Origin of the sequence: Methanosarcina sp. UBA289 (assembly GCA_002496565.1) — an archaeon.
In the GTDB taxonomy this organism is placed as follows: domain Archaea; phylum Halobacteriota; class Methanosarcinia; order Methanosarcinales; family Methanosarcinaceae; genus Methanosarcina.
This window is the reverse complement of sequence record DAKJ01000018.1, coordinates 527,870-547,906: the sequence shown is the minus strand read 5'-3', so window position 1 is coordinate 547,906 and position 20,037 is coordinate 527,870. Positions and strand designations below refer to the sequence as shown.

General features: G+C 43.7%; 16 protein-coding genes and 2 tRNA genes. 9 read left to right on the top strand and 9 right to left on the bottom strand.

Features of this window, described 5'->3' with window-relative positions; all coding sequences use genetic code 11:
- Positions 1-395: 395 nt before the first annotated feature.
- Positions 396-1,274 carry a branched-chain-amino-acid transaminase gene (gene ilvE / locus BP549_RS10360; protein ID WP_292380383.1) on the bottom strand — a complete coding sequence of 293 codons (879 nt, stop codon included), beginning with the start codon at positions 1,272-1,274 and terminating at the stop codon, positions 396-398.
- A gap of 351 nt (positions 1,275-1,625) precedes the next feature.
- Here ilvE and BP549_RS10355 point away from each other — a divergent pair.
- Positions 1,626-1,700: transfer RNA gene (locus BP549_RS10355), tRNA-Arg, on the top strand.
- 325 nt (positions 1,701-2,025) lie between these two features.
- On the opposite strand, the gene BP549_RS10350 is transcribed toward BP549_RS10355, so the two are convergent.
- From BP549_RS10350 to bioB, 8 genes are all read right to left on the bottom strand, one after another.
- Positions 2,026-2,634 (bottom strand): sulfite exporter TauE/SafE family protein, encoded by a 609-nt coding sequence (locus tag BP549_RS10350; protein WP_292376452.1) that lies wholly within the window; start codon positions 2,632-2,634, stop codon positions 2,026-2,028.
- 147 nt (positions 2,635-2,781) lie between these two features.
- Positions 2,782-3,945, bottom strand: a complete 1,164-nt coding sequence (locus BP549_RS10345; protein ID WP_292380381.1) for a 4Fe-4S binding protein — start codon at positions 3,943-3,945, stop codon at positions 2,782-2,784.
- Between the two features lie 456 nt (positions 3,946-4,401).
- Positions 4,402-5,130: a PspC domain-containing protein gene (locus BP549_RS10340; RefSeq protein WP_292380379.1), complete on the bottom strand. Its 729-nt coding sequence runs from the start codon at positions 5,128-5,130 to the stop codon at positions 4,402-4,404.
- Between the two features lie 163 nt (positions 5,131-5,293).
- The gene (locus BP549_RS10335) at positions 5,294-6,067 is read right to left on the bottom strand and encodes an energy-coupling factor transporter transmembrane component T family protein (RefSeq protein ID WP_292380378.1); all 774 of its coding nucleotides are present in this window, start codon (positions 6,065-6,067) and stop codon (positions 5,294-5,296) included.
- On the bottom strand, positions 6,060-6,923 hold the full coding sequence (locus BP549_RS10330) for an ATP-binding cassette domain-containing protein (RefSeq protein WP_292380374.1): 864 nt from the start codon (positions 6,921-6,923) through the stop codon (positions 6,060-6,062). The genes BP549_RS10335 and BP549_RS10330 overlap by 8 nt, the downstream gene beginning before the upstream one ends.
- Positions 6,899-7,723, bottom strand: a complete 825-nt coding sequence (locus tag BP549_RS10325) for an energy-coupling factor transporter ATPase (protein ID WP_292380373.1) — start codon at positions 7,721-7,723, stop codon at positions 6,899-6,901. The genes BP549_RS10330 and BP549_RS10325 overlap by 25 nt, the downstream gene beginning before the upstream one ends.
- A 41-nt stretch (positions 7,724-7,764) precedes the next feature.
- Positions 7,765-8,319, bottom strand: a complete 555-nt coding sequence (locus BP549_RS10320; protein WP_292380372.1) for a biotin transporter BioY — start codon at positions 8,317-8,319, stop codon at positions 7,765-7,767.
- Positions 8,316-9,323, bottom strand: a complete 1,008-nt coding sequence (bioB, locus tag BP549_RS10315; RefSeq protein ID WP_292380370.1) for a biotin synthase BioB — start codon at positions 9,321-9,323, stop codon at positions 8,316-8,318. The genes BP549_RS10320 and bioB overlap by 4 nt, the downstream gene beginning before the upstream one ends.
- A 230-nt stretch (positions 9,324-9,553) precedes the next feature.
- On the opposite strand from bioB, the gene BP549_RS10310 reads away from it, so the two are divergent.
- The 8 genes from BP549_RS10310 to BP549_RS10275 all read left to right on the top strand — a co-directional run bounded on the left by BP549_RS10310 (position 9,554) and on the right by BP549_RS10275 (position 19,916).
- Positions 9,554-9,628 (top strand) — tRNA-Arg (locus BP549_RS10310).
- Positions 9,629-9,867: 239 nt separating this feature from the next.
- Positions 9,868-10,347 carry an N-acetyltransferase gene (locus BP549_RS10305; protein WP_292380367.1) on the top strand — a complete coding sequence of 160 codons (480 nt, stop codon included), beginning with the start codon at positions 9,868-9,870 and terminating at the stop codon, positions 10,345-10,347.
- A 202-nt stretch (positions 10,348-10,549) separates the two neighbouring features.
- Positions 10,550-11,215, top strand: a complete 666-nt coding sequence (locus BP549_RS10300; protein ID WP_292380366.1) for a DtxR family transcriptional regulator — start codon at positions 10,550-10,552, stop codon at positions 11,213-11,215.
- 48 nt (positions 11,216-11,263) lie between these two features.
- On the top strand, positions 11,264-13,249 hold the full coding sequence (gene feoB / locus BP549_RS10295; protein WP_292376433.1) for a ferrous iron transport protein B: 1,986 nt from the start codon (positions 11,264-11,266) through the stop codon (positions 13,247-13,249).
- A 224-nt stretch (positions 13,250-13,473) separates the two neighbouring features.
- On the top strand, positions 13,474-13,680 hold the full coding sequence (locus BP549_RS10290; protein WP_292380804.1) for a hypothetical protein: 207 nt from the start codon (positions 13,474-13,476) through the stop codon (positions 13,678-13,680).
- 643 nt (positions 13,681-14,323) lie between these two features.
- Positions 14,324-15,322 (top strand): hypothetical protein, encoded by a 999-nt coding sequence (locus tag BP549_RS10285; RefSeq protein ID WP_292380365.1) that lies wholly within the window; start codon positions 14,324-14,326, stop codon positions 15,320-15,322.
- A gap of 54 nt (positions 15,323-15,376) precedes the next feature.
- Positions 15,377-18,904: a chromosome segregation protein SMC gene (smc, locus tag BP549_RS10280; RefSeq protein ID WP_292380363.1), complete on the top strand. Its 3,528-nt coding sequence runs from the start codon at positions 15,377-15,379 to the stop codon at positions 18,902-18,904.
- Entirely contained in the window at positions 18,897-19,916 is a 1,020-nt protein-coding gene (locus BP549_RS10275) for a segregation and condensation protein A (protein ID WP_292380360.1), read from the top strand. The genes smc and BP549_RS10275 overlap by 8 nt, the downstream gene beginning before the upstream one ends.
- The last annotated feature ends 121 nt before the right edge of the window (positions 19,917-20,037 follow it).

The window sequence follows — 20,037 nt, the reverse complement described above, 5'->3', positions numbered from 1 at the left end:
GGGTTTTTAGTTTAATAGCATTACCTGACCTGTTTTATACTTATTTTTCCCTTTGAGGGAATATATTGCAAGCAGTTAACGCAAAGGCGCCCCTTTTCAAGAAAGGCCATCACAGAGAGACCAGCCTGGAAGAAATCATTTTTCAAAGACTGCATGAAAGGAATCTGTTAGTGGAAACTTAAATGGGAGGAGCTAAGGAAAATTCAAAACAAAAGTACAAAAAGGATTACAAAATGAAGTTCAAAAGTGATTTTAAAAGGGATTTCAAAAGGAGTTTAAAATGAAGTTCCAAATGGAAATTTCAATCCTAAAAAACTGATAAAAAAGAATCATGGCGAGAAAATTCTCGCATGATTTTATATTTTTTTGTTTCTTTCATTTTTCAGGCTGCCCTTTTAATCATAAATTGGGGTGCCTGTGCTCTTGGTTATTTTCTCAAAGGCTTCAACCATCTTCATTGTCATGGGCCCGGGCTTGCCTGTACCTATGATTCTTCCATCAAGTTTGGTTATTGGGGCAGCTTCAGCGGCGGTACCTGTGACGAAAATCTCATCGGCTGTATAAAGGTCAAACAGGCCGAGATTTGCTTCAATGGTGGGACATCCCATCTCATTCAGAAGTTCGATGGCTGTGGCTCTGGTAACCCCTTTTAAGTTGCTGATTGTATGGGGAGTAAGAACCTTGTTGTTCTTGACTATGAAAATATTATCTCCTGAGCCCTCACAGACAAAACCATTCTGATCAAGGAAAATGGCTTCGTCTCCTCCTTTCTCATTGGCTTCTATCTTTGCCAGGATATTGTTCAGGTAGTTCAGGGACTTGATATTCGGGGATATGGCATCAGGGGCATTTCTCCGGACACAGACACTGACGGCTTTGAGCCCGACTTCATACAGATCACCATACATGGCTCCCCAACCCTGGGCTATGACAACAACGCAGGGCTTCTCACAGCTGCGGGGATCAAGCCCTAGATCTCCAACTCCCCTCGAAACAACCGGACGGATATATGCATCTTTGAGGTTATTTTTCCTCAGGGTTTCAAGTATTGCTTCACTCATCTCTTCCTTTGTAAGGGGGATATCCATTGCAATTGCCTTTGCTGAGTCATAAAGCCTATCAACATGCTCTTTTAACTTAAAAACACGTCCATTGTATGCTCTTATGCCTTCAAAAACACCATCGCCATAGAGGAAACCATGGTCATAGACCGAAACTTTGGCTTCGGATTTGGGAACAAACTTCCCATCCAAGTAGATCAGTAACTCACTCATTTGCGAACAATCCTCTGCAATCTTACTACTTTATAGGGTTTACCTATTTTCTTGAGAATGTCAATTAAATGTGGTTTTAATACACAAACCCTATAAACCATTTACTTTTTTCACTCATTGACAGTATGTAAGCTCTGCGCGGGGTTTTAAATACTCAAAGCCTCAGGGAAGTTTCCATACTGGCAAATTCCTAAGTAAAATGCCGAGTAAGTGAGTATATACTAAATATATATTACAATTCCGCTTCTATTCAAACATTTTAAGGCTTTTACAGCCCCAATTAACGTATCCATACAAAAAGCTTTTATGCTAAAACGCGCATTTCGTATTCCGCAGTAGAAAAAGCAAAAAGGGCTCGTGGCTTAGCCAGGATATAGCGCTGGGCTTCTAACCCAGACGTCGGGGGTTCAAATCCCTTCGAGCCCGCTTAATTCTTTACCTTTTTCTAAATAGTCTTTGAAAGTCATTTTCAATTCTTTTCTTACTTCAGATTCACCTGCGTAAACTGTTTTCGCTCTCTTCTCTTCTGATATGCTTGCCCTCTTTCTGTAGAGCTTTACATTTTCTACCTCCCCTCTGTTTTTCTGTTTATTCTGGAGTAAAGAGCTTTAACATAGCTGCAGCTTTACCAGAGTACGCGCAGCTTTTGCTTTGGAAAATCTCATTTCAAAAACATAGGAGATATAGATAGAGTAATTACAAACGTTCTGTAAAATCGGAAGCTCAAAAAGTCACTTAACCAGATTTATTCTCATAATAACAAGTACCTCAGTCCCAGTGCGAAAAACATTACTCCTGACATTACTGATGTAATCAGGCCGATCTGCCTGATACTTTCCACTTTAGCTGCGAGGCCCAGTGGCACCAGCAATATGAGATAATATGAGGTTCCAATAAAAAATCCTCCAAATAGCAGTATGCTGCCTGTAACATTGGTATAAGACAGAGCTGCGGACATCGCCAGAAGGAATGGAGGACACACATTGATTCCTGTCAAGAAGCCAAAGAAAGCAGGATAATTCACGTATTTTTTACTCAGCTTGCACAACCCGAAATGAGGCCATTTTTTTACCACCACGAAGGTTAGCATCAAGATGGACAGCATAATCATAGCAGTCCCTACGGCTCTGTTGAGCCATGGACCGTCTATCTGCTTGCCGAGAATTCCCAGGATCAAGCCGAAAAATAGGTAGGCAATTAGTCTACCCATTGCAAGCTCTCCAATGGATAGTATATTCTGCCGCAGCTTTCGATCTTCCGATAGGACAAATGGCACATATACAGGGGCGCAGGTGACCAGGCAGAAAATGCCCGTGGACAGTCCTAGCAGCATGCCCTGGGAAATCGCCTCTATGATCATTAACCACCGCTCATGACTTCGCCAGCAATGCAAAACCAGCGACAACGATGAGGACCGTGTACAGATACATTACCCATATCCTGATATTCTTTTTGTCAATAGCCATTTCAGAAACTTCCATTATTACCAGTCAATAATTAAATGCAATTATCCGAAACTCCCTATCTCACCGGTCATCAGGTAGTGTACAATCATCCATATGAAGCCTGACACAATAAGCAAGTTAAAGATAACTGCCAGCGGAATAAAACATAATCTAATTCTCTGGTCAGTAAACATCAGCTTGTAATCGATCGCACCTGCAGGACATTTATCCATGCACTTTCCGCACTTGGCACACTCGATTGTCGTTTTTCCCTTCGCAAGCGATTCTTTGGTAATCGCGAACAGCTCACAACTTTTTACGCACAAGCCACATTTTTTGCAGAGGCCTGTGTCGATTTTTACCTTAAACGGATTGATGACCCCAATTATAGTATTGGCAGGCATAAGTGGACATATAAAGCTACAGAACAACCTTTTCTTTGTGAGCAACGGGCCTATCACTAGGAAAATTAGTCCACCAGTCACGAATATCAATGCTGTAATCCACTGGAAAGTAGTCGTCACGCCAGGCGGATCATATATTATCCGGAGTGGGCACATGAAAGCACAGAAGACAGGTATCAGAAAGACAGCACTGACCAGGACCAGGAACAGCATCAATGCATAAGGAAACAGCTTTGTCCATTTTGGCGGGTTTTCAAGAGGTATGATAGGCTTCTTTAATAGAGATGCGGAAAACTGATCCATCCATCCGAAGAAACATATCCAGCCGCACCACCCTCGTCCCAGGATAAGTACAAGACCAAGCCACATAAAGAGAACGGCAAACAGAGATGAGACCGGGGATGGAAAGACCATTTTTCCCTCGGTAAAGTATGGTACCGCTACGAACGGGATAGTGATCGGACAGATGGGAGCGCTAGTACTGTTCAGGATTTGATCGGTCAGCAGAATGCTGCCCCTATGCACTTCATGTTCCAGAGAGAGTGCTATAGTGAAAATTAAACCATCCATTACAACAAAAGTTACCATGCGGAAAAGGTTGACTCTACCAGTCCACAGGATGAAAAAAGTCAGTGCTGTACCTACTATGACAATAAACGCGGTGATTGCCAGGCGAGCTGAAGAAGAATCCCCCTGTCCTACAAGAAAAAATAAGATTAAACCAGTGATAACTGCCGCAGTAAAACTGACCGCGAAAGAATACTTTAAACGGTCTGTACCGTATTTGGCTCCTTTATTATCGCTTTTGTTTAATTGACACACTTGTTTACCTCATCTGGAACCAAAATATTGGGCCTGTTAAATAATAAAAAGAATTTTCCCTGTCAATTATATAAAAACTTATCGAAATTTTTTGGCAACATGTTCTGACCATTTCAGCGCCAGCTAGAAGTTACTACTGTTGTTTTCTGAGGCTTTAGAAACTGACTGACTTAAAAATTAATAAGTTAATGTTTGCTCAGAAAGGTCACATACTTGCGATTTGAGTATCGTTTTCACACGGTACTGATCAGGATTCTCTGAATGCAGGTAAGTTAAGAAAAGAGTGCAGTTAAACAACATGTATTGCATGACAAAATATCCAAACATTTGATTTCAGTTTACAGAAAAGTTGATACACTTCCTATAGATAGGCTTAAAAGCTGAAAAATCGGAAGCTAAGAGAATGAAAATCTAAAAAATAAAACTTTGTAAAATTCCATCGCTGGAAATCACCGCTCAGCTGGGAACCATTTCAAATCTCTCTCCCGAGGGCATAATTATTGCTAGGATAATATAAAGGACAATACCAATTCCTTCCAGAGCAAGAGCTGCAAAAGCAAGTCTTATAAAAGTCGGGTCAATGCCAAAATATTCTCCCAACCCTCCACAGACTCCAAGGAGCATACGGTTTTTCTTGCTTTTAGTCAGGCGCTTTTTCATAGTGTAAGTAGTGCGTTTTTCTTCTCTGGCCTCTTCTCTGGCCTCTTCTCTGGCTTCTTCCCCGGTTTCTTCCCTGACTTTCTCTCTAGCCTCTCTGGCGGCTTCCTCTTCTTTTTTCTCCCCAGGTTCTATAATGACTCTCTCTTCCATATCTATAGGCTTTGTCCAGGATTCTTTGGTATAACCAGTTTCAAGTTCTCCCGGAGCCTTGAATTCGCTTTCTTTTGGGATTTTTCTCTCTTCAAATATGGGGCTTCCTGTGGCTTCCTGTTTTTCCATGTCTCTCTCAGGTTTTGCCCAGGATTCCTCGGTATAGCCAGTTTCAAGTTCCCCTTGAGGTTTGAATTCACTTTTTTTCGGTTCTTCTCTTTCCAGAGGTGCAGTACTTCCGCCGATTTCCTCTGCGTTTTTTCCCTCAGGTCTCGCACCTGGTTCCTCTTTAGATTCGGCTTTAGGTACCCCTGGCGCTTCAAAAAAGTTTCCTTTAGTTACCTTTTTTTCTTGAGATTCGGGATTTTCCTGCATATTGTTTATTCTATTTTTTAGGATTTATATTATACTGGTACCTTTTCTATCTTCTTTACTATCTTCGTTTTCCTTCTATCGAACTTTTGAGTGCCTGAAAAGCCGCATCCATCCTCGTGATACTGTCTGAATTCGGTCCTATCAACTTCTTTGTGCTGCTTTTTCAGAGAGTCAAAATAAGGATTATAAAAAGTGCTAGGATAAAAAGGGCTTTCCAGTCACTTTTCTGCATTGAAAGCTCATGTATCGATGTCCTTCGACTTCCCTGGTAACACCTGCTCTCCATGGCTTCTGTCACTTCTTCGGCCAGGAGGATCGACCTCCTTATAAGGGGCACTACAATTGCCGTGGTTCCCCGGCGCAGGTCGTGCCTGAAGTCAAGGCCCCGAGCGAGCTGGGCTGACCTGATAGTTGCTGCGTTTTCCAGAAAACTTGGGAGGAAGCGGATAGAAAGTGACATCATGGTGGCTAGGTCGAAGGAAGTCACTCCTAGGTAACGGAGCGGCAAGGGACGGAGCAAGCGCTCGATCCCGTTGGTAATCTGGCTCGGGAGGGTACTTGCCGTAAAGAGAGTAGCATAAAGCAGGAGCAGCTCAAAGCGTAAGGAAAGCAGTGCTCCTAGCCTCAGCCCTTCATAAGTAGGAGTAAACACCGGCAAGGTGACAATGGGAGTTCCTTTAGTTTCAAAAAGCTGAAAACAAAAGATGATGATAATAACGAAGAATAGGGGGCGGACCGATCTGAGCAAAAAGGAAAGGCGTACTCCCGAAATCCCGGTGAGCAGGAGGAAAAAAGCAATAAGTAATCCCATCCCGGCAAAACTCCCTTCCCTGAAGATGAGGATGCTCAGGCACATCACTGCCCCAAGCTTGGTCCTGGGGTCCAGCCTGTGCAGGAGGGAATTCCCGTAGACGTAGTTGAACGTAATTTCATACATTTTCCTGCATCACCGTCCCATCTATTTTTTCTGATATTTCCCTCTCTTTTTCCGGTCTAAGCTTTTGAAGTTCTTTCAAGGCCTCTTCTGCCGTAAAGATATCCTCCCTGAGGTTGGCTCCCTTCCTGTTCAGTTCTTTAATAAGCCTGGTAAGCAGGGACACAGGGGAATGCCCTACCCGAAGGTATTCTTCAGGGCTGCCTGTAAACACGATCTTGCCCTCTTCCATCGAAATGACCTTCTGGGCGAAGGGCAGGATTTCTTCCATGTTATGGGATACAACAATGATTCCAACTCCCTTTTTATGAATATTTTGAAGCCTTCCGAGCAACTTGGTCCGGCTTTCGGGGTCTAGACCCGCAGTGGGTTCGTCAAGCACAAGGTAGGTCGGGCGAAGCGCCATAATTCCCGCAAGCGCAACTCTGCGTTTCTCCCCCCCGCTCAGGCTGAACGGAGAGCGGTTCAGGATCCGGGTATCAAGATGTACGAAAGACAGGGCATCATGCACCCTTTCTTTAAGTTCTTCTCCCCGGATCCCAAAATTCGAAGGGCCGAAGGCAATTTCCTTGTATATGGTTTCTTCGAAGAGCTGGTCTTGAGAATGCTGGAAAAGCATACCCACTTTTCTGCGCACTTCCCGGCTAGTGGTGTCCAGGCCGTCCACAGTTACCCTACCGCTTTCGGGGGTGAGGATCCCGTTGAAATGTTTGATTAGTGTTGATTTTCCTGCCCCTGAGGTTCCGGAGATGACAGCAAATTCCCCTCTTGCGATCTCCAGGGAGACGTTTTCAAGGGCAGGCTTCCTTTTTTGGTTCCCGGGATAGGAATAGCTCAGATTTTCCACCTTGATTCCCATATCTCCTCCGCAAGATTTTCTATTGAATACAGCCGTGTCCAGTCAAATGAAAAGCCGCGGGATTCCAGGCTGTTCAGCAACTCCACTACCGGGGGGATTTCCAGACCAAATTTCTCCGTGTCAGGGTCTTTGAAAACAGTTTTTGGTTTCCCTTCCCGCACTATTTCCCCCCTGTCCATTACGATTATCCTGTCAGCATACAGGATTTCTTCGAGCCTGTGCGTCACATACACGATAGTTCGGGCTTCTCCCCTCAGCTTTTGAATGATTTCCCGGATCTGTTCCCTGGATTTTGAGTCTAGCATGGAAGTTATTTCGTCAAAAACAATACACTCGGATTTCATTGCAAGTGCCGAGGCAATAGCTGCGCACTGGCTCTGCCCTCCACTCAGGGTTTTTGGGGAATGGTTTTTGAAGTTATCAAGTCCCACTACTTCCAGAGCTCTGTCCACCCTTTCCCGGATTTCTTTTGGGGGCAGGGCAAGGTTTTCGGGCCCGAAAGCCACGTCTTCTTCCAGGGTGGTGCCCACAAACTGGGTGTACGGGTTCTGGAAGACCATACTAACGGTCTGCCGAATTTTGAGGAGATTTGAAGGATCTGCCGTGTCCATGCCATTTATGGATACTTTCCCTTCCATCGGCTTCAAAAGCCCATTCAGGTGCCGGACAAGGGTTGACTTCCCCGAACCGTTCCTGCCAACTATCCCAAGAAATTCTCCTCTTTCTATTTCGAGATTTATCTTTTTCAAGCCCTGTGTCCCATCAGGAAAATTGTAGCTAAGATCCTCTATCCTGATCATTATTTTTGACTCTTTGCTATTTTGGCTTTTTACTTACTTTTTCAGATCCTGTACCTGGAAGCTATATAGGCAGCAATAGCCAGTTTCAGAAGGTCACCAAGAATAAATGGAAACACTCCCAGGGTTATTGCTTGTAGGAGGTCAAGTTTGGCTACAATTGCCAGCTGGGTCATCCCCAGGGCATAGTCGATTACGAGCCCTATGCCCATATAAAGAGCATTTGAAAAGTAGTCGTTTTTTCCACTCTTCTCACTAAGATATCCTATTACAAACGCCGCAACTATGAAACCTATTATGTACCCGCCTGTGGGTCCCAGGATCACGCCGAGTCCTGAGGCACCTCCTGCAAAGACGGGCAGCCCGGCAATTCCCAGCAGAGCGTATATCAGCACGCTGAGAGTCCCCCATTTGCTCTTAAGCATGCTCCCTGCCAGGAAGACAAAAAGGGACTGCATGGTAACTGGTACCGGAGAAAAGGGAAGTGGGATTTTAATGTACGCCCCCACTGCAATCATTGCAGCGAAAAGGGATGAAAACACTAATTTTCTAAGTTCCGAGGATTGGGTAATGCCGTATGTTTCATTTTTCCCTTTCATTCTTTTGTCTCTCCTGTTTCTATCTTTTCAAAGTTTAGTCCCGCATCCCGTATCATCTTCAGATCATTTTCTGGACTTCTACCTGCAGTGGTCAGGTAGTTCCCGAGCATCAACCCGTTGGCCCCGCAAAAAAGGGCAAGGGACTGCAGATCCCTGAGATTCTTTTCTCTTCCTCCGGCAAGCCTGATATTTTTCTCCGGTAGAGCGAGCCTGAAAAGAGCTATACTTTTAAGGATCTCCATCGGGGGCAGAGGTGTTGCATTTTCCATCGGAGTTCCCGGAATTGGGTTTAAGATGTTGATTGGCACTGAGTCTACGTCCAGTTCTTTCAGGGTAAGTGCCAGCTTTATCCGGTCTTGCACGCTCTCCCCAAGCCCCAAAATCCCTCCTGAACAGACTTCAAGCCCGGTTTCCTTTGCAGTCCTGATTGTCCGTATCCGGTCGGCATACGTATGTGTGCTACAGATGCGCCTGAAAAAGCTTTCCGAGCTTTCTAAATTGTGATGAATTCTTGAAACCCCGGCTTCTTTCAGCTTCCCCGCCGATTCCGGGCTCAGGGCTCCGATTGACGCACAGACTTCAAGTCTCGTCCCGCTTTTTATCAGCCTCACGGCATCCAGGATGCTTTCAAGTTCCTCTAACTTCAGGTGGTTTCCACTTGTGACTATAGAAAATCGGTGTACTCCGGATTTTTCAGCGTTTTTTGCATCTTCAAGTAGCTTTTCGGGGCTTAGCAGTGGATATTCCCCGGTTTTCGCACAATGGTGAGCTGATTGGGCACAGAACTTGCAGTCTTCGGGGCAGCGCCCGCTTTTTGCGTTTGTAATTGCACAGAGGTCTACATTGTTTCCGAGCTTTGATCTCAAGCGGTTTGCGATGGAAAAGAGGTCGAAGAGATCGAGCCCGGTAAGTGCCACAAGCTTCATAAGTTCCTCCTCTTCAATAGGGAGTTCCTTATCGAGTTTGTGTCTTATCGTAGGGATTATCCTAGCAGTCTCTTTCATTGTTAACCTCTTTCCATCCGTCGGTTAACTATAAATCCGGGACTTGCTTATTAAAGTTTTCTCTCAACTCTAATGAAAGACAACCTATGTTCTCCTTTTTGCCAGGATCCAGAAGCTTTTTCTCTTTTCCGGGCGATAATTAAATATATAACTTATGCGGGTATTATGGATACTTCACCTGAAATACAGTTTTACTATCTGTTTCATGCTGTGTTCAGGAAGTTCATCATGGGCGCGTGGCCTAGCCCGGATATGGCGGCAGCCTCCTAAGCTGTAAATCGGGGGTTCAAATCCCTTCGCGCCCGCTAATTTCATTTAATCTGCTTTTCTCAGTTTTCTCCGGAGATAAAAGTCTATTTTCAAACTATAGTTTTTTCTGGATATTCTGCTCACTCAGAAGAAGAATCCGAGCTTCCTGAATACCAGGATATATCCATATAAACTATGGAAAATTTCTTATCTGGAAAGTGAGTATTCCCCTAGCATTACGCAGTAAAGTTTTATAAATCATAAGCCAGTGCAGTCTATTCTATAAGAAAACAAAATGCCACCTCAGAGGAAACACAAATTGATCCGGAAAGCCAGGGTAGATGACGTTGTTGTAATGAAGCAAATCATCAATACTTATTCGAAGGAAGAGCTAATGCTCGCCCGTTCGCTGAGTGAAATGTACGAGAACATCAGAGATTATTATGTCTGCGAGATTGATGGGGAAGTTGTGGGCTGCTGTGCCCTGCACGTGGTGTGGGAAGACCTTGCAGAAATACTTGCCCTTGCCGTTAATCCAGTATTTGCAAGAAAAGGAATTGGTACAAAGCTTGTCTCAGCCTGCCTTGAAGACGCTGAAAACCTTGGTATGAAGGAAGTTTTCGCACTTACTTACGTGCCTGGCTTTTTCGAAACTCTTGGCTTTAAAGTTGTGGACAAGAACAGCCTTCCCAGAAAAATCTGGTCCGGCTGTTTGCGATGCCCCAAGTTTCCGGACTGTAATGAAATTGCTGTTCTTAAATCGATTAATTCTTAAATCGCTTCTGAAATCCTTTCCTTAAATCTTTATTTTCTATTTTTTTCCGAATTCAAGACTTTTAACTCGAAACTATATAATCTCGATTTACAATGTTTAAAATATATACAAATAACTAAAAATCAAAAATTATTTATTCAGGCAGTTTCATTTTTAGGGTATCCTAATTATTGGGTCTGGAGTCAGGCATGAGATGATATCAATGAATATAGATCGATTTGAAGAATATCTTGAAACTATTCTTTACCTCATTAGAAAGAACCAGAGCCCTGCAAAGACCAAACAGATCTCTGAAGAACTCAACGTATCTCCGCCAAGTGTAACAGAAATGATAAAAAAGTTATACTCTTCGGGTCTTGTAGAGTATACACCCTATCAGGGAGTTGAATTGACAGAAAAAGGAACTGATCAGGCTCTCCGGATCAAAAGGAAACATCAAGTGCTTGAAACTTTTCTGGTTGATGTCCTTGATTTCGATCGAAAGGAAGCCCATAAAGAAGCCTGCGAGCTTGAGCATGCTGTTTCTGATGCTGTACTTGAAAAGATCTACGAATTTCTGGGATGTCCCGAATATTGTCCTGACGGGAATCCTATCAACGTTGATAAAAATAATATCAGGCTAGAGGAAAAAGTCATCCCACTTGATGAAATGGAAGAGGGGAGTTCAGGCAAAGTTGCCCGGGTAACCCTTCCAAGAGAGACGAAAGAGCGCCTTACCTCCCTTGGTATTCTTACGGGGGAAGATATTGAGGTCAGGCGCAAGCAGAAACAGGGCTGTATTTCGGTTATAGCAGTGGGGTCCGAAATTGCCCTCGGAAAAGATATCGCAAAAAAGATTTTCATAGCTCCGAAAAGCAAAAGCTTGTAAAAGGGCAAAGAAGGCATAAAACTGGCGTGGAGTAAGATAACCGGAGACGTGATGGGAATTTCCAGCTCATGCTGTACTTCCGGAAGCGAAAGTAAGAGCGAAACTCCTTATGATCTGACAATCGCTTTCATAGGGAACCCAAGCGTTGGGAAAAGTGTTTTCTTCAGCAGACTCACCGGGGTAGGTGTAGAGGTATCGAATTATCCTGGTACGACAGTTGCACTTAAGAGGGGAATTGTAAAGGCCCGGGGAAAAACTATTGAAGTGGTTGACCTGCCAGGGATTTATTCCCTTGGAGTCACAAACGAAGATGAGAAGGTAACAAAAAGATTTCTTATTGAGGACAAACCTGATATCATCATCAATGTCCTTGATGCAAGTAGACTTGAGAGAAATCTGTACCTGACCCTGCAACTTCTGGAACTCAATATCCCTATGGTTGTTGCGCTAAATCAAGTGGATCTGGCTGCAGACCTCGGTTTTCTCGTTGATGCGGACGAACTCTCTGAGCTGCTTGGTTTGCCTGTAGTGCCAACGGTCGCGACCTGGGGAGTAGGGCTAGATGAGGTAATGCTTGTAGCCCTTGCAGAACAAGGTAAAACTCAGGAGCATCACCATGTAAGGTATAGCCAATGGATCAGGCAGGCTCTTTCCAGCCTAGACTATGCTTTTCCCGATATTCCTCCAAGAGTAAAAACTGCAGCTCTATTAAATGATGCCGAGTTTGTAGAACTCTGCTGTATGCCGCCTGAGGCTAATGCCCTTCTTTCTTCTGCCAGGCGATTAAGGCAGAATCTGGAGATGCAACATGGAATTTCGGTACCTGATACGGTTGCAAGAGATCTCTATGGGGAAGCCGGATATATTGTGGACAGTGTGGTTTCAAGGTTTGAGCCTAAAAAAAGTTTGAGAGATCGAGTGGATGCCATTCTTACCTCCCCTAACTTTGGAATTGCAGTGCTCGTATCTGCCCTGCTTATTACCTTCCTCCTTGTTTTCCGTGTAGGAGGTTTCCTTGAGACCTGGATTGTGAATGAGATCTTTGAGCCTCATGTGATTCTGCCTGCAGAGGCCGCAACTTCAGGCATGTCGCCTATCCTGAGAAACTTAATCGTGTATTCTCTTCGCGGAGTAGAGGCAGGATTCGCAATTGCAATTCCTTATATTGCAGTTTTTTATGCCATTCTTTCCATATTCGAGGATTCGGGTTATCTTACTAGAGCAGCTTTTCTGCTGGACAATCTTGCGCATAAGCTTGGGCTCCATGGAAGAGCTGTGATCCCGCTGGTTCTTGGCTTTGGATGCAACGTCCCTGCGATTATGGCAGTGCATGCCCTTGGCACGCGGCGGGAAAAGAGGATAGCTTCCCTACTTATATCTCTCATTCCCTGCTCTGCAAGAACTGTTATTATCTTGGGGCTTGTGGGAACTTTTGTAGGGTTCTGGCCTGCAGTTTCAATCTATGTTCTGGAGGTCCTTATCATTGCTGTCGTGGGCTGGATTCTTGGAAAGGGCCTGCCTGGTCAAAAAAGCGGCTTTATTATGGAAATGACTCCTCTTAGAAAGCCGGAGTTAAAATCAACTCTCAGGAAAACATGGATGAAAAGCCGGGAATTTTTATATATCGCTTTTCCACTTCTGCTCGTTGGAAGTGCTTTTCTCGGTGTTGCCGATGCCTTAGGCCTTCTTTCGATCTTCCAGGACTTTGTAGAGCCCATATCCGTTGGCCTGCTGGGTCTCCCAGCATTTGCAGCAACAGCTCTGGTTTTTGGGATACTTCGAAAGGAAATGGCCCTCCAAATCCTTGCCGTACTTGCAGGTACAGCCAACTTTGCAGCCGTAATGACACCTGTCCAGATGTATCAGTTTGCTGTAATTACGACCATTTATGTCCCATGCGTGGCAACGATTGCAGTACTGAAGCATGAGCTTGGAATGAAGGATACGGCTTTGATAGTCCTTTTCACTGTATTCCTGGCTCTTGGGGTGGGTATTCTGATCCGAATTATTGGGCCTTATTTTTTACTAACTTAAATATTTTCTTACTTACCTTAGCCTCGAAAAGCAGCTTTATTTTCTTATTGGCTAAATCGGTTATTTTTTAAAAGGAAAGGTTCTCAATGCCGGGCACAACATTTATATGTTAATAAGGTTGTTCCCTCTATTTCGGGGTATTTTGCTTTTAACACAAATTATTTATATTTGATACATCGTGTTTATTTCCGATGACCAGAATTACCAATCACTTACACAAAAACGTGTTGAGTGTTATTATGGATATAATTGAAATGGATCATTTTCGTGAGCCAGAGCTTGAGGAGGTTCAATTTTTCCTTGAAAGCATCGGAACCCACGGTTCTATTGTTAATGAAACTGCTGCGGAAATGGACTGCACCTCTTCCAGAATTCAATCAAGGGAGAATGTACTGGTCGATTTTGAGGGCTCCTTTTCATCCATTAACTAACACTTCCCCTTAAAAAATTTTCATCCCCTTATTGAAATCCAACTCTTTAACTCCTTATATTTTAAAGTTAAGCTTGGGTTTCATTCCCTATTTTCGCGATATTATCAACCTTTTCTCTTAGGATTTGTCCATGAATCTCTTATATTTGAATATTATTCTCGCTCGATTTGCGCAAGGATGCGGGATGTAAACCGGTATTTCCTATTTATTGTTTTTTTTACAAAGGATATGTCGAAAATTATTTATCTAAATTCTTATTCGGTTTATTATTCTCTTTTATTTCATGACTTTTTTATTCCTAGTTCTCTGTTATTTTCCTTTATTGTCCTTCTATTATTTCCTTAAAAACATGTATTTCATTTCTGGAAATTTTTTCTCTCGGCTTTCCTGCGTCTCCAGTTAGTTTCTGTGAAATATTTCGACAAAAATTAATAAAATGATCTTCTTGTTATTACGTGCTATAGGGCCGGAAAAACTATCGATTACCATATATATTTAAAGTAAGATTACATGTACTTTGTACATATTATTTAAATTCCTATGATCTAATCAATTTAATTATATTGTGCTGATCTGCCTTGTCACCAGAAAATTCCAGGCAGTCAGGAACTCGGAACCCGAATTTATCATAAGAGGTACTTTTATGAGAACTGGACAGAGGGACGTGCATAATACACCGCTTAAAAGGCGACTATCGATAACCTATGAGGAGCTCGAGACTCTCAAGAAATCGATTAAGGTTTCGGTTCTCAATGAACTGCGGGCCGAAATGGAAAATGATTCCGATCCGGACTCCATCAAGGATCTTGTTCTCTCCGAAATCAGGACAGAGCTTATGGGAATCCCTAACCCTGCTTTACTCAAAGCTTCAATCCTCAATGAATTAAAAACTGAACTGAAAGCACCAGGGGAAAATGACTCGGGAACAGTTGACCGGAAGCTGAGGGAACTTGCAGGCATTCAGGATGGGCTCGTCCGTGAACTGCTCGACCAGAAAACGCTTATTAAAAAATTAGAAACGCAGATCGGAGATCTCGCTAAACAGCTGGAGGATGCGAAAAAGACCACTCCCGTTGCTCCACCTTCCGTTGTTCCATCTTCTATTACTCTAGCTCTCCCTGAAGATCCTTTGGACCTTCCACCTCTTTCCAGAAAATCCAAACAAAATTCTGAGCTCAGAAAAGAAAACCCGGCATACAGACGGGGTCAATTCAAGGAAGCTCCTGCCTTCCTACCAGGTACAGGTGCAAAGGTTCAGCTGAAGTTCAGGGAGGTCGAGCCAACAGAGCTTGATAGAGAAGAAGCCGAAACCAAATGTGAATATATTATTGCAGAAAGCGGTGATAAAAGAGGGCTTAGAGGCACTATGAGACAGGGGCCTCCGATTAGAGAACCTGCCAGGCAACAACCATCGATTAGAACACAGTTCAGACAGCAAGCTCCTAGATCATCGTTCCCTGAAAGGCAGCCTTCTGCTGTTAGGACAGATCCTGCGAAAACTCAATCTGCAGATGATTATAAATGTGAATATATAATCGCCGAGAGGCCTTCAAAAAAGCATTTGATAGAGGAGTCCGTGGACGTACGGGAAAACGAGGATGCTGAACTTATTACATGTAGCAGGAAAAGTTCTCGTGCGTAATAAAGCTTAAAAGACAGAAACTTTCTCAAAAACGTAAAATTGCAGAGGCATTCTGTGTATATAAAAGAGATTGAATTTGTTAATTTTAAGTCTTTCGGAAAAAAAGTAAAGATTCCCTTTTATAATGACTTTACTACAATTTCGGGCCCAAATGGGAGTGGGAAGTCTAACATAATAGACGGGATTCTTTTTGCACTGGGGCTCACCAGTTCAAGGACTCTTCGGGCTGAAAAACTTACCGATCTGATTTACAACGGTGATACATCAAAAAAGCCTGACTTTGCTCAGGTCACGATCCGTTTTGACAACTCTGACCATAAGTTACCTCTGGAACTTGATGAGGTTGAAGTCTCAAGAAAGATCCGGCGGACGAAAAGCGGATACTATAGCTATTTTTATTTTAATGGGAAAGCCGTAAGTCTTGGAGAAATCCATTCCCAGCTTGCAAAAGCTGGAATAACGCCTGAAGGTTACAATGTGGTTATGCAGGGAGATGTTACGCAGATTATCTCCATGTCCTCTGTAGAAAGAAGAAAGATTATCGATGAAATCGCAGGGGTTGCAGAATTTGATGAACGTAAGCAAAAGGCGCTTGGGGAACTGGAAGTTGTAAGACAGCAAATTGAGCGTGTGGATATAATCCTTGAAGAGGTACGCACTCAGTTAGAAAAACTGGCAGGGGAACGCGACCAGGCTTTAAAATACCAGGCACTTAAGGCTGAAAAAGTCAAATTTGAAGGATATGTCCTTCTGTCTAAACTCAAGGACGCAAGGGCTGAACTGCAGAATGTGGATAAGGAACTTGCAGGAAAGGAAGAACATCTCGAAAAAGTCCAGCTCCTTCTGAACGAAAGAATGCAGGAGCTTCAGGCCCTTGAAGAAGCCCTGGAAAGTCTTTCTCTTGAGATTCGGAAAAAAGGAGAGGATGAACAGCTTCAGATAAAGAAGGATATCGAAGAGACTAAGGGAGAAATTTCTCGCTGTGTAGATAGTATCGAGCTTTCGGAATCTGAACTTGAGGAAGCTGACTCCAGGCGCAGGAAAGCCTTTGTAGATATCGATTCCACCAAGGGCAAGGTCGGGGAACTCGAAGAAAAAATTGAAGCCGAAAACCTTAGAAAAGATAGCATTTCTTCCGAACTTTCCGAGCGCAAAACCGAGCGCATGCTGCTCCAGAGTAGGATTGCGGATGTAGACGCAAAATTTGCTGCTACACGGGACGAACTCATGACTGCCAGGAAGAAGCTTGAGGATGTAAAAAACGAGAAAAACGAGCTAATCCGAACCGAGGATAGGCTTCTTGATACCCTCCGGAGAAAATCTTCGGAACTCCGGGAGATTGAAAACCAGATAAGGGACGCCGAAGCAGCTGTTGCTACTTCTGACAGTGATACGCTTTCTGTCAGGTACGAGCTTGAAAAGCTTTCCGAAAATCTGGAATCCCTTATTCGTGATCGTGATGATATCGAAAGCAGCCATTTCAGGATAAAGGAAGATATCAGGAAACTTGAGAGCCGGCTTCATAGTCTACAGCAGGAATACACGATTACGGAAGCAAGAGTGCGTGCTTCTGAACAGGGCAGAGGCTTTTCCAGGGCTGTGGAGAGTGTGATACTAGCTGCAAGGCAGGAAGACCTTTTCGGAATTCATGGAACTATTGCCCAGCTTGGAAGAGTGGACAGGCAATACTCCACAGCTCTGGAGATTGCTGCAGGAAACCGGATGCAGGCTATTGTAGTGGATACAGATGCAGATGCTGCTGAAGCAATCGAATATCTCAAGCGCAGAAAAGAAGGGCGAGCTACTTTCCTTCCTCTCAACAAAATGAAAGCACCTAGACCGCTTGAAAATCTCAGTTATGAAAACGGAGTAATAGGGTACGCAATTGACCTTATCGAATTTGATTCCCATTTTGAGCCTGCTTTCTGGTATGTTTTCCAGGACACTCTTGTTATGGAAAACCTTGCAAGTGCCCGCCGCCTCATGGGAAAGGCAAGAATGGTAACCCTTGAAGGTGAACTTCTGGAGAAAAGTGGAGCAATGGTAGGAGGGTCAGTCTCCTCTAAATCGGGAATTTCTTTTGCGGCTGCAGAAAAAGATAAACTGCTTGAACTTGCAGAGGAAATTAAGTCCTTGGATGCGAGCCGAAATGCAGCCATAAGCAAGCAGGACAACATCGAAAGCCATCTTTTCGAGTTGAGCCGGAAAATTCGGGATTGTGAGGCTACAATTTCAAGAAAGGAGCACCAGCTTGAGGAGATCGCAGGCAGGGAGACAAAACTTGCTGAACTTCTTGAATCCAAACAAGCTGACCTTAAAGCAATTGAGGAATCAAGAACCGAATTAGGGGCTGAAATGGAAAGGGTAATTGCGGAAAAAGCCGACAAGGAAAAGGTTGTCTTCGAACTTGAGACGCAGATCTCCGAACTTGAAGCAAAACTTGCGGATTCTCCTCTACCTGAAATTAATAAAAAGCTAGAATTCGTTGACGAGGAACTGCGCAGGCTTGAGGGGCGCATCCGGGATACCGAAGCTACTCTAAATGCCTTGCAGCTTGAAAAAGAATATGCTGAACAGAAGATTGCCGAAGCGAAGGAACTTATCAGAGAGCTTGATGAGAAGAAAGCTTCAAAACTGGAGAAAGTTCACTCTCTTAAAATAAAAATAAAGGAATTTGAGGCAAAGCTCGAGGAAAAGAAAGCCAGGGAAGTTGAACTTTCGGATGAACTTCTAGGGCTCCAGCAAGAACGGGAGAAAGTTCAGGCCGAATACAATGCGGTCAAGCGTAGGGTAAGTATTGCGTCGACTACGCTTGAAAAAGCAAAGCAGCAGGTACTTACGCTCACAGCTACGAGAAATGCTCTTTTTGACCAGGAAAAGCAGTTTCTTGAAGAAATTCTCAAAAGAGGCATAGAGGAAACTGATGAAGTTCCGAATTACGAGACCGTTTACATGCGGATTCAGGCAATAGATGAAGCTCTCCGGCGGCTTGAGCCCGTAAACATGCGAGCAATTGACGAGTACAATGAGGTAGAATTAAGGCTTTCGGATTTACAGGAAAAACGGGATATTCTCTTTACCGAGAGAGAGCAGCTCCTTGAGCGCATCGACCAATATGAGCAGTTAAAGCGGGATGCGTTTATGGAAGCTTACACGGGCATTAATTCCAATTTCAAGGAGATTTTCCATGAGCTTTCTGACGGCATGGGTGAACTCTTGCTCGATGACCCTGATGACCCTTTTGCAGGGGGTATGACTCTTCGGGCGCAGCCCAAGGAAAAAACTCTCCAAAGAATCGAGGCAATGTCTGGAGGAGAAAAAAGTCTTACCGCACTTGCTTTCATTTTTGCCATCCAGCAATACCGTCCTGCTCCTTTCTATGCTTTTGATGAAATTGATATGTTTCTGGACGGCTGGAATGTGGAAAGGGTTTCAAGGCGTGTTAAAACCTCTGGATCAAAAGTCCAGTTTATTGTTGTTTCCTTAAGAAAACCTATGATTCAGGCCGCTTCCAGGACGATAGGAGTTACAATGCAGGAAAATAACCTTACCAGCATTACCGGGGTGAAGCTTAATGGCTGAACTTATGAATAATGCTGGGGCAGCGTTTGAACTTCCTCAACTCCAAGCTCGTAAGGTTAGTGAATCCGGGGAAAACGACTATCTTTTTGCGGATCCAGAAACTTATGGGCTGCCAGGTACTCTTTCGTGCCTTGGAATTGATTGGAACTTGCTTGATATTTCGGAGTTTGAGACATACGAACCCTTGGGTATACTGGTTGAGCTTGCAAGAGGCGGAAAGATCGATCCTTGGGATATTGATATCGTACAGCTTACTGACAGTTTCCTGGGAAGAGTGGAAGAGCTCAAGAAGATGGACCTTAGAATTTCTTCAAGGACACTTCTTTATTCTGCTATTCTTCTTCGCATGAAATCTTTGGGAATCCTTGAGGTCGAGGAGGAAGAGATCGATGAATTTGAGTCTGATTTTCCTGACGATTTCGATTCCCCTGAGCCTGAGGAGTTTCCTATTCCGAAGCTTCCTGTCCGGCGTATTTCCACAAGGCCAGTAACACTCAATGAACTAATTCTTGAACTCAAAAAAGCCGAAAAAAGCCTCTCAAGAAAAAAAGAAAAAAAAGCCAGCAAGGTTTCAGAAGAATCCAATCTTCGTCCTCAGCTCACTACAGGGGATGTATTGGGCATTGCTCATGACGAGGCTATTAGCTCTCGGCTGTCCCTGATGTGGGAAAAGCTTACCGAATTATTTAAGAAGCAGTCTGTAGTAGCCTTTTCCAGTTTTCTGGAAATAAGCGAAGACCGGATTATGGATTATCTTTCTCTTCTTTTCCTTGCCTCAAGCAGGAAGATCTGGCTTTTCCAGAAAGAATTTTTCGAGGAGTTATATATCTATCCGGGAGAGGAATCCGGCTTCTCCACTGAAGCAAATCCACCTCTTTTTCATAAGATGGTGACACAATCAAGAGCCGAACTCCCAAAAACTGAAATTGAAGGCTCTTCGGGACAGGAGTCTACAGTGGAAATCTATACACACGAAAATCTGGATGAAGAGCCTAAGTTAACCGCACCTTGAATATTATTTAAACTTTGGAACACCATCTTATTTAAAAAATGTATAAATTATTGATTAAATCCATCCTATTACTAATTAATCTGAATAAAGAATACTTTTATTCTTTTTCTGGAAGTGAGAT

Coding starts and splice junctions, on each gene's coding strand:
- ilvE (WP_292380383.1), bottom strand. CDS start 1,274: ATGAGTGAGTTACTGATCTACTTGGATGGGAAGTTTGTTCCCAAATCC.
- BP549_RS10350 (WP_292376452.1), bottom strand. CDS start 2,634: ATGATCATAGAGGCGATTTCCCAGGGCATGCTGCTAGGACTGTCCACG.
- BP549_RS10340 (WP_292380379.1), bottom strand. CDS start 5,130: ATGCAGGAAAATCCCGAATCTCAAGAAAAAAAGGTAACTAAAGGAAAC.
- BP549_RS10335 (WP_292380378.1), bottom strand. CDS start 6,067: ATGTATGAAATTACGTTCAACTACGTCTACGGGAATTCCCTCCTGCAC.
- BP549_RS10330 (WP_292380374.1), bottom strand. CDS start 6,923: ATGGGAATCAAGGTGGAAAATCTGAGCTATTCCTATCCCGGGAACCAA.
- BP549_RS10325 (WP_292380373.1), bottom strand. CDS start 7,723: ATGATCAGGATAGAGGATCTTAGCTACAATTTTCCTGATGGGACACAG.
- BP549_RS10320 (WP_292380372.1), bottom strand. CDS start 8,319: ATGAAAGGGAAAAATGAAACATACGGCATTACCCAATCCTCGGAACTT.
- bioB (WP_292380370.1), bottom strand. CDS start 9,323: ATGAAAGAGACTGCTAGGATAATCCCTACGATAAGACACAAACTCGAT.
- BP549_RS10305 (WP_292380367.1), top strand. CDS start 9,868: ATGCCACCTCAGAGGAAACACAAATTGATCCGGAAAGCCAGGGTAGAT.
- BP549_RS10300 (WP_292380366.1), top strand. CDS start 10,550: ATGAATATAGATCGATTTGAAGAATATCTTGAAACTATTCTTTACCTC.
- BP549_RS10285 (WP_292380365.1), top strand. CDS start 14,324: ATGAGAACTGGACAGAGGGACGTGCATAATACACCGCTTAAAAGGCGA.
- BP549_RS10275 (WP_292380360.1), top strand. CDS start 18,897: ATGGCTGAACTTATGAATAATGCTGGGGCAGCGTTTGAACTTCCTCAA.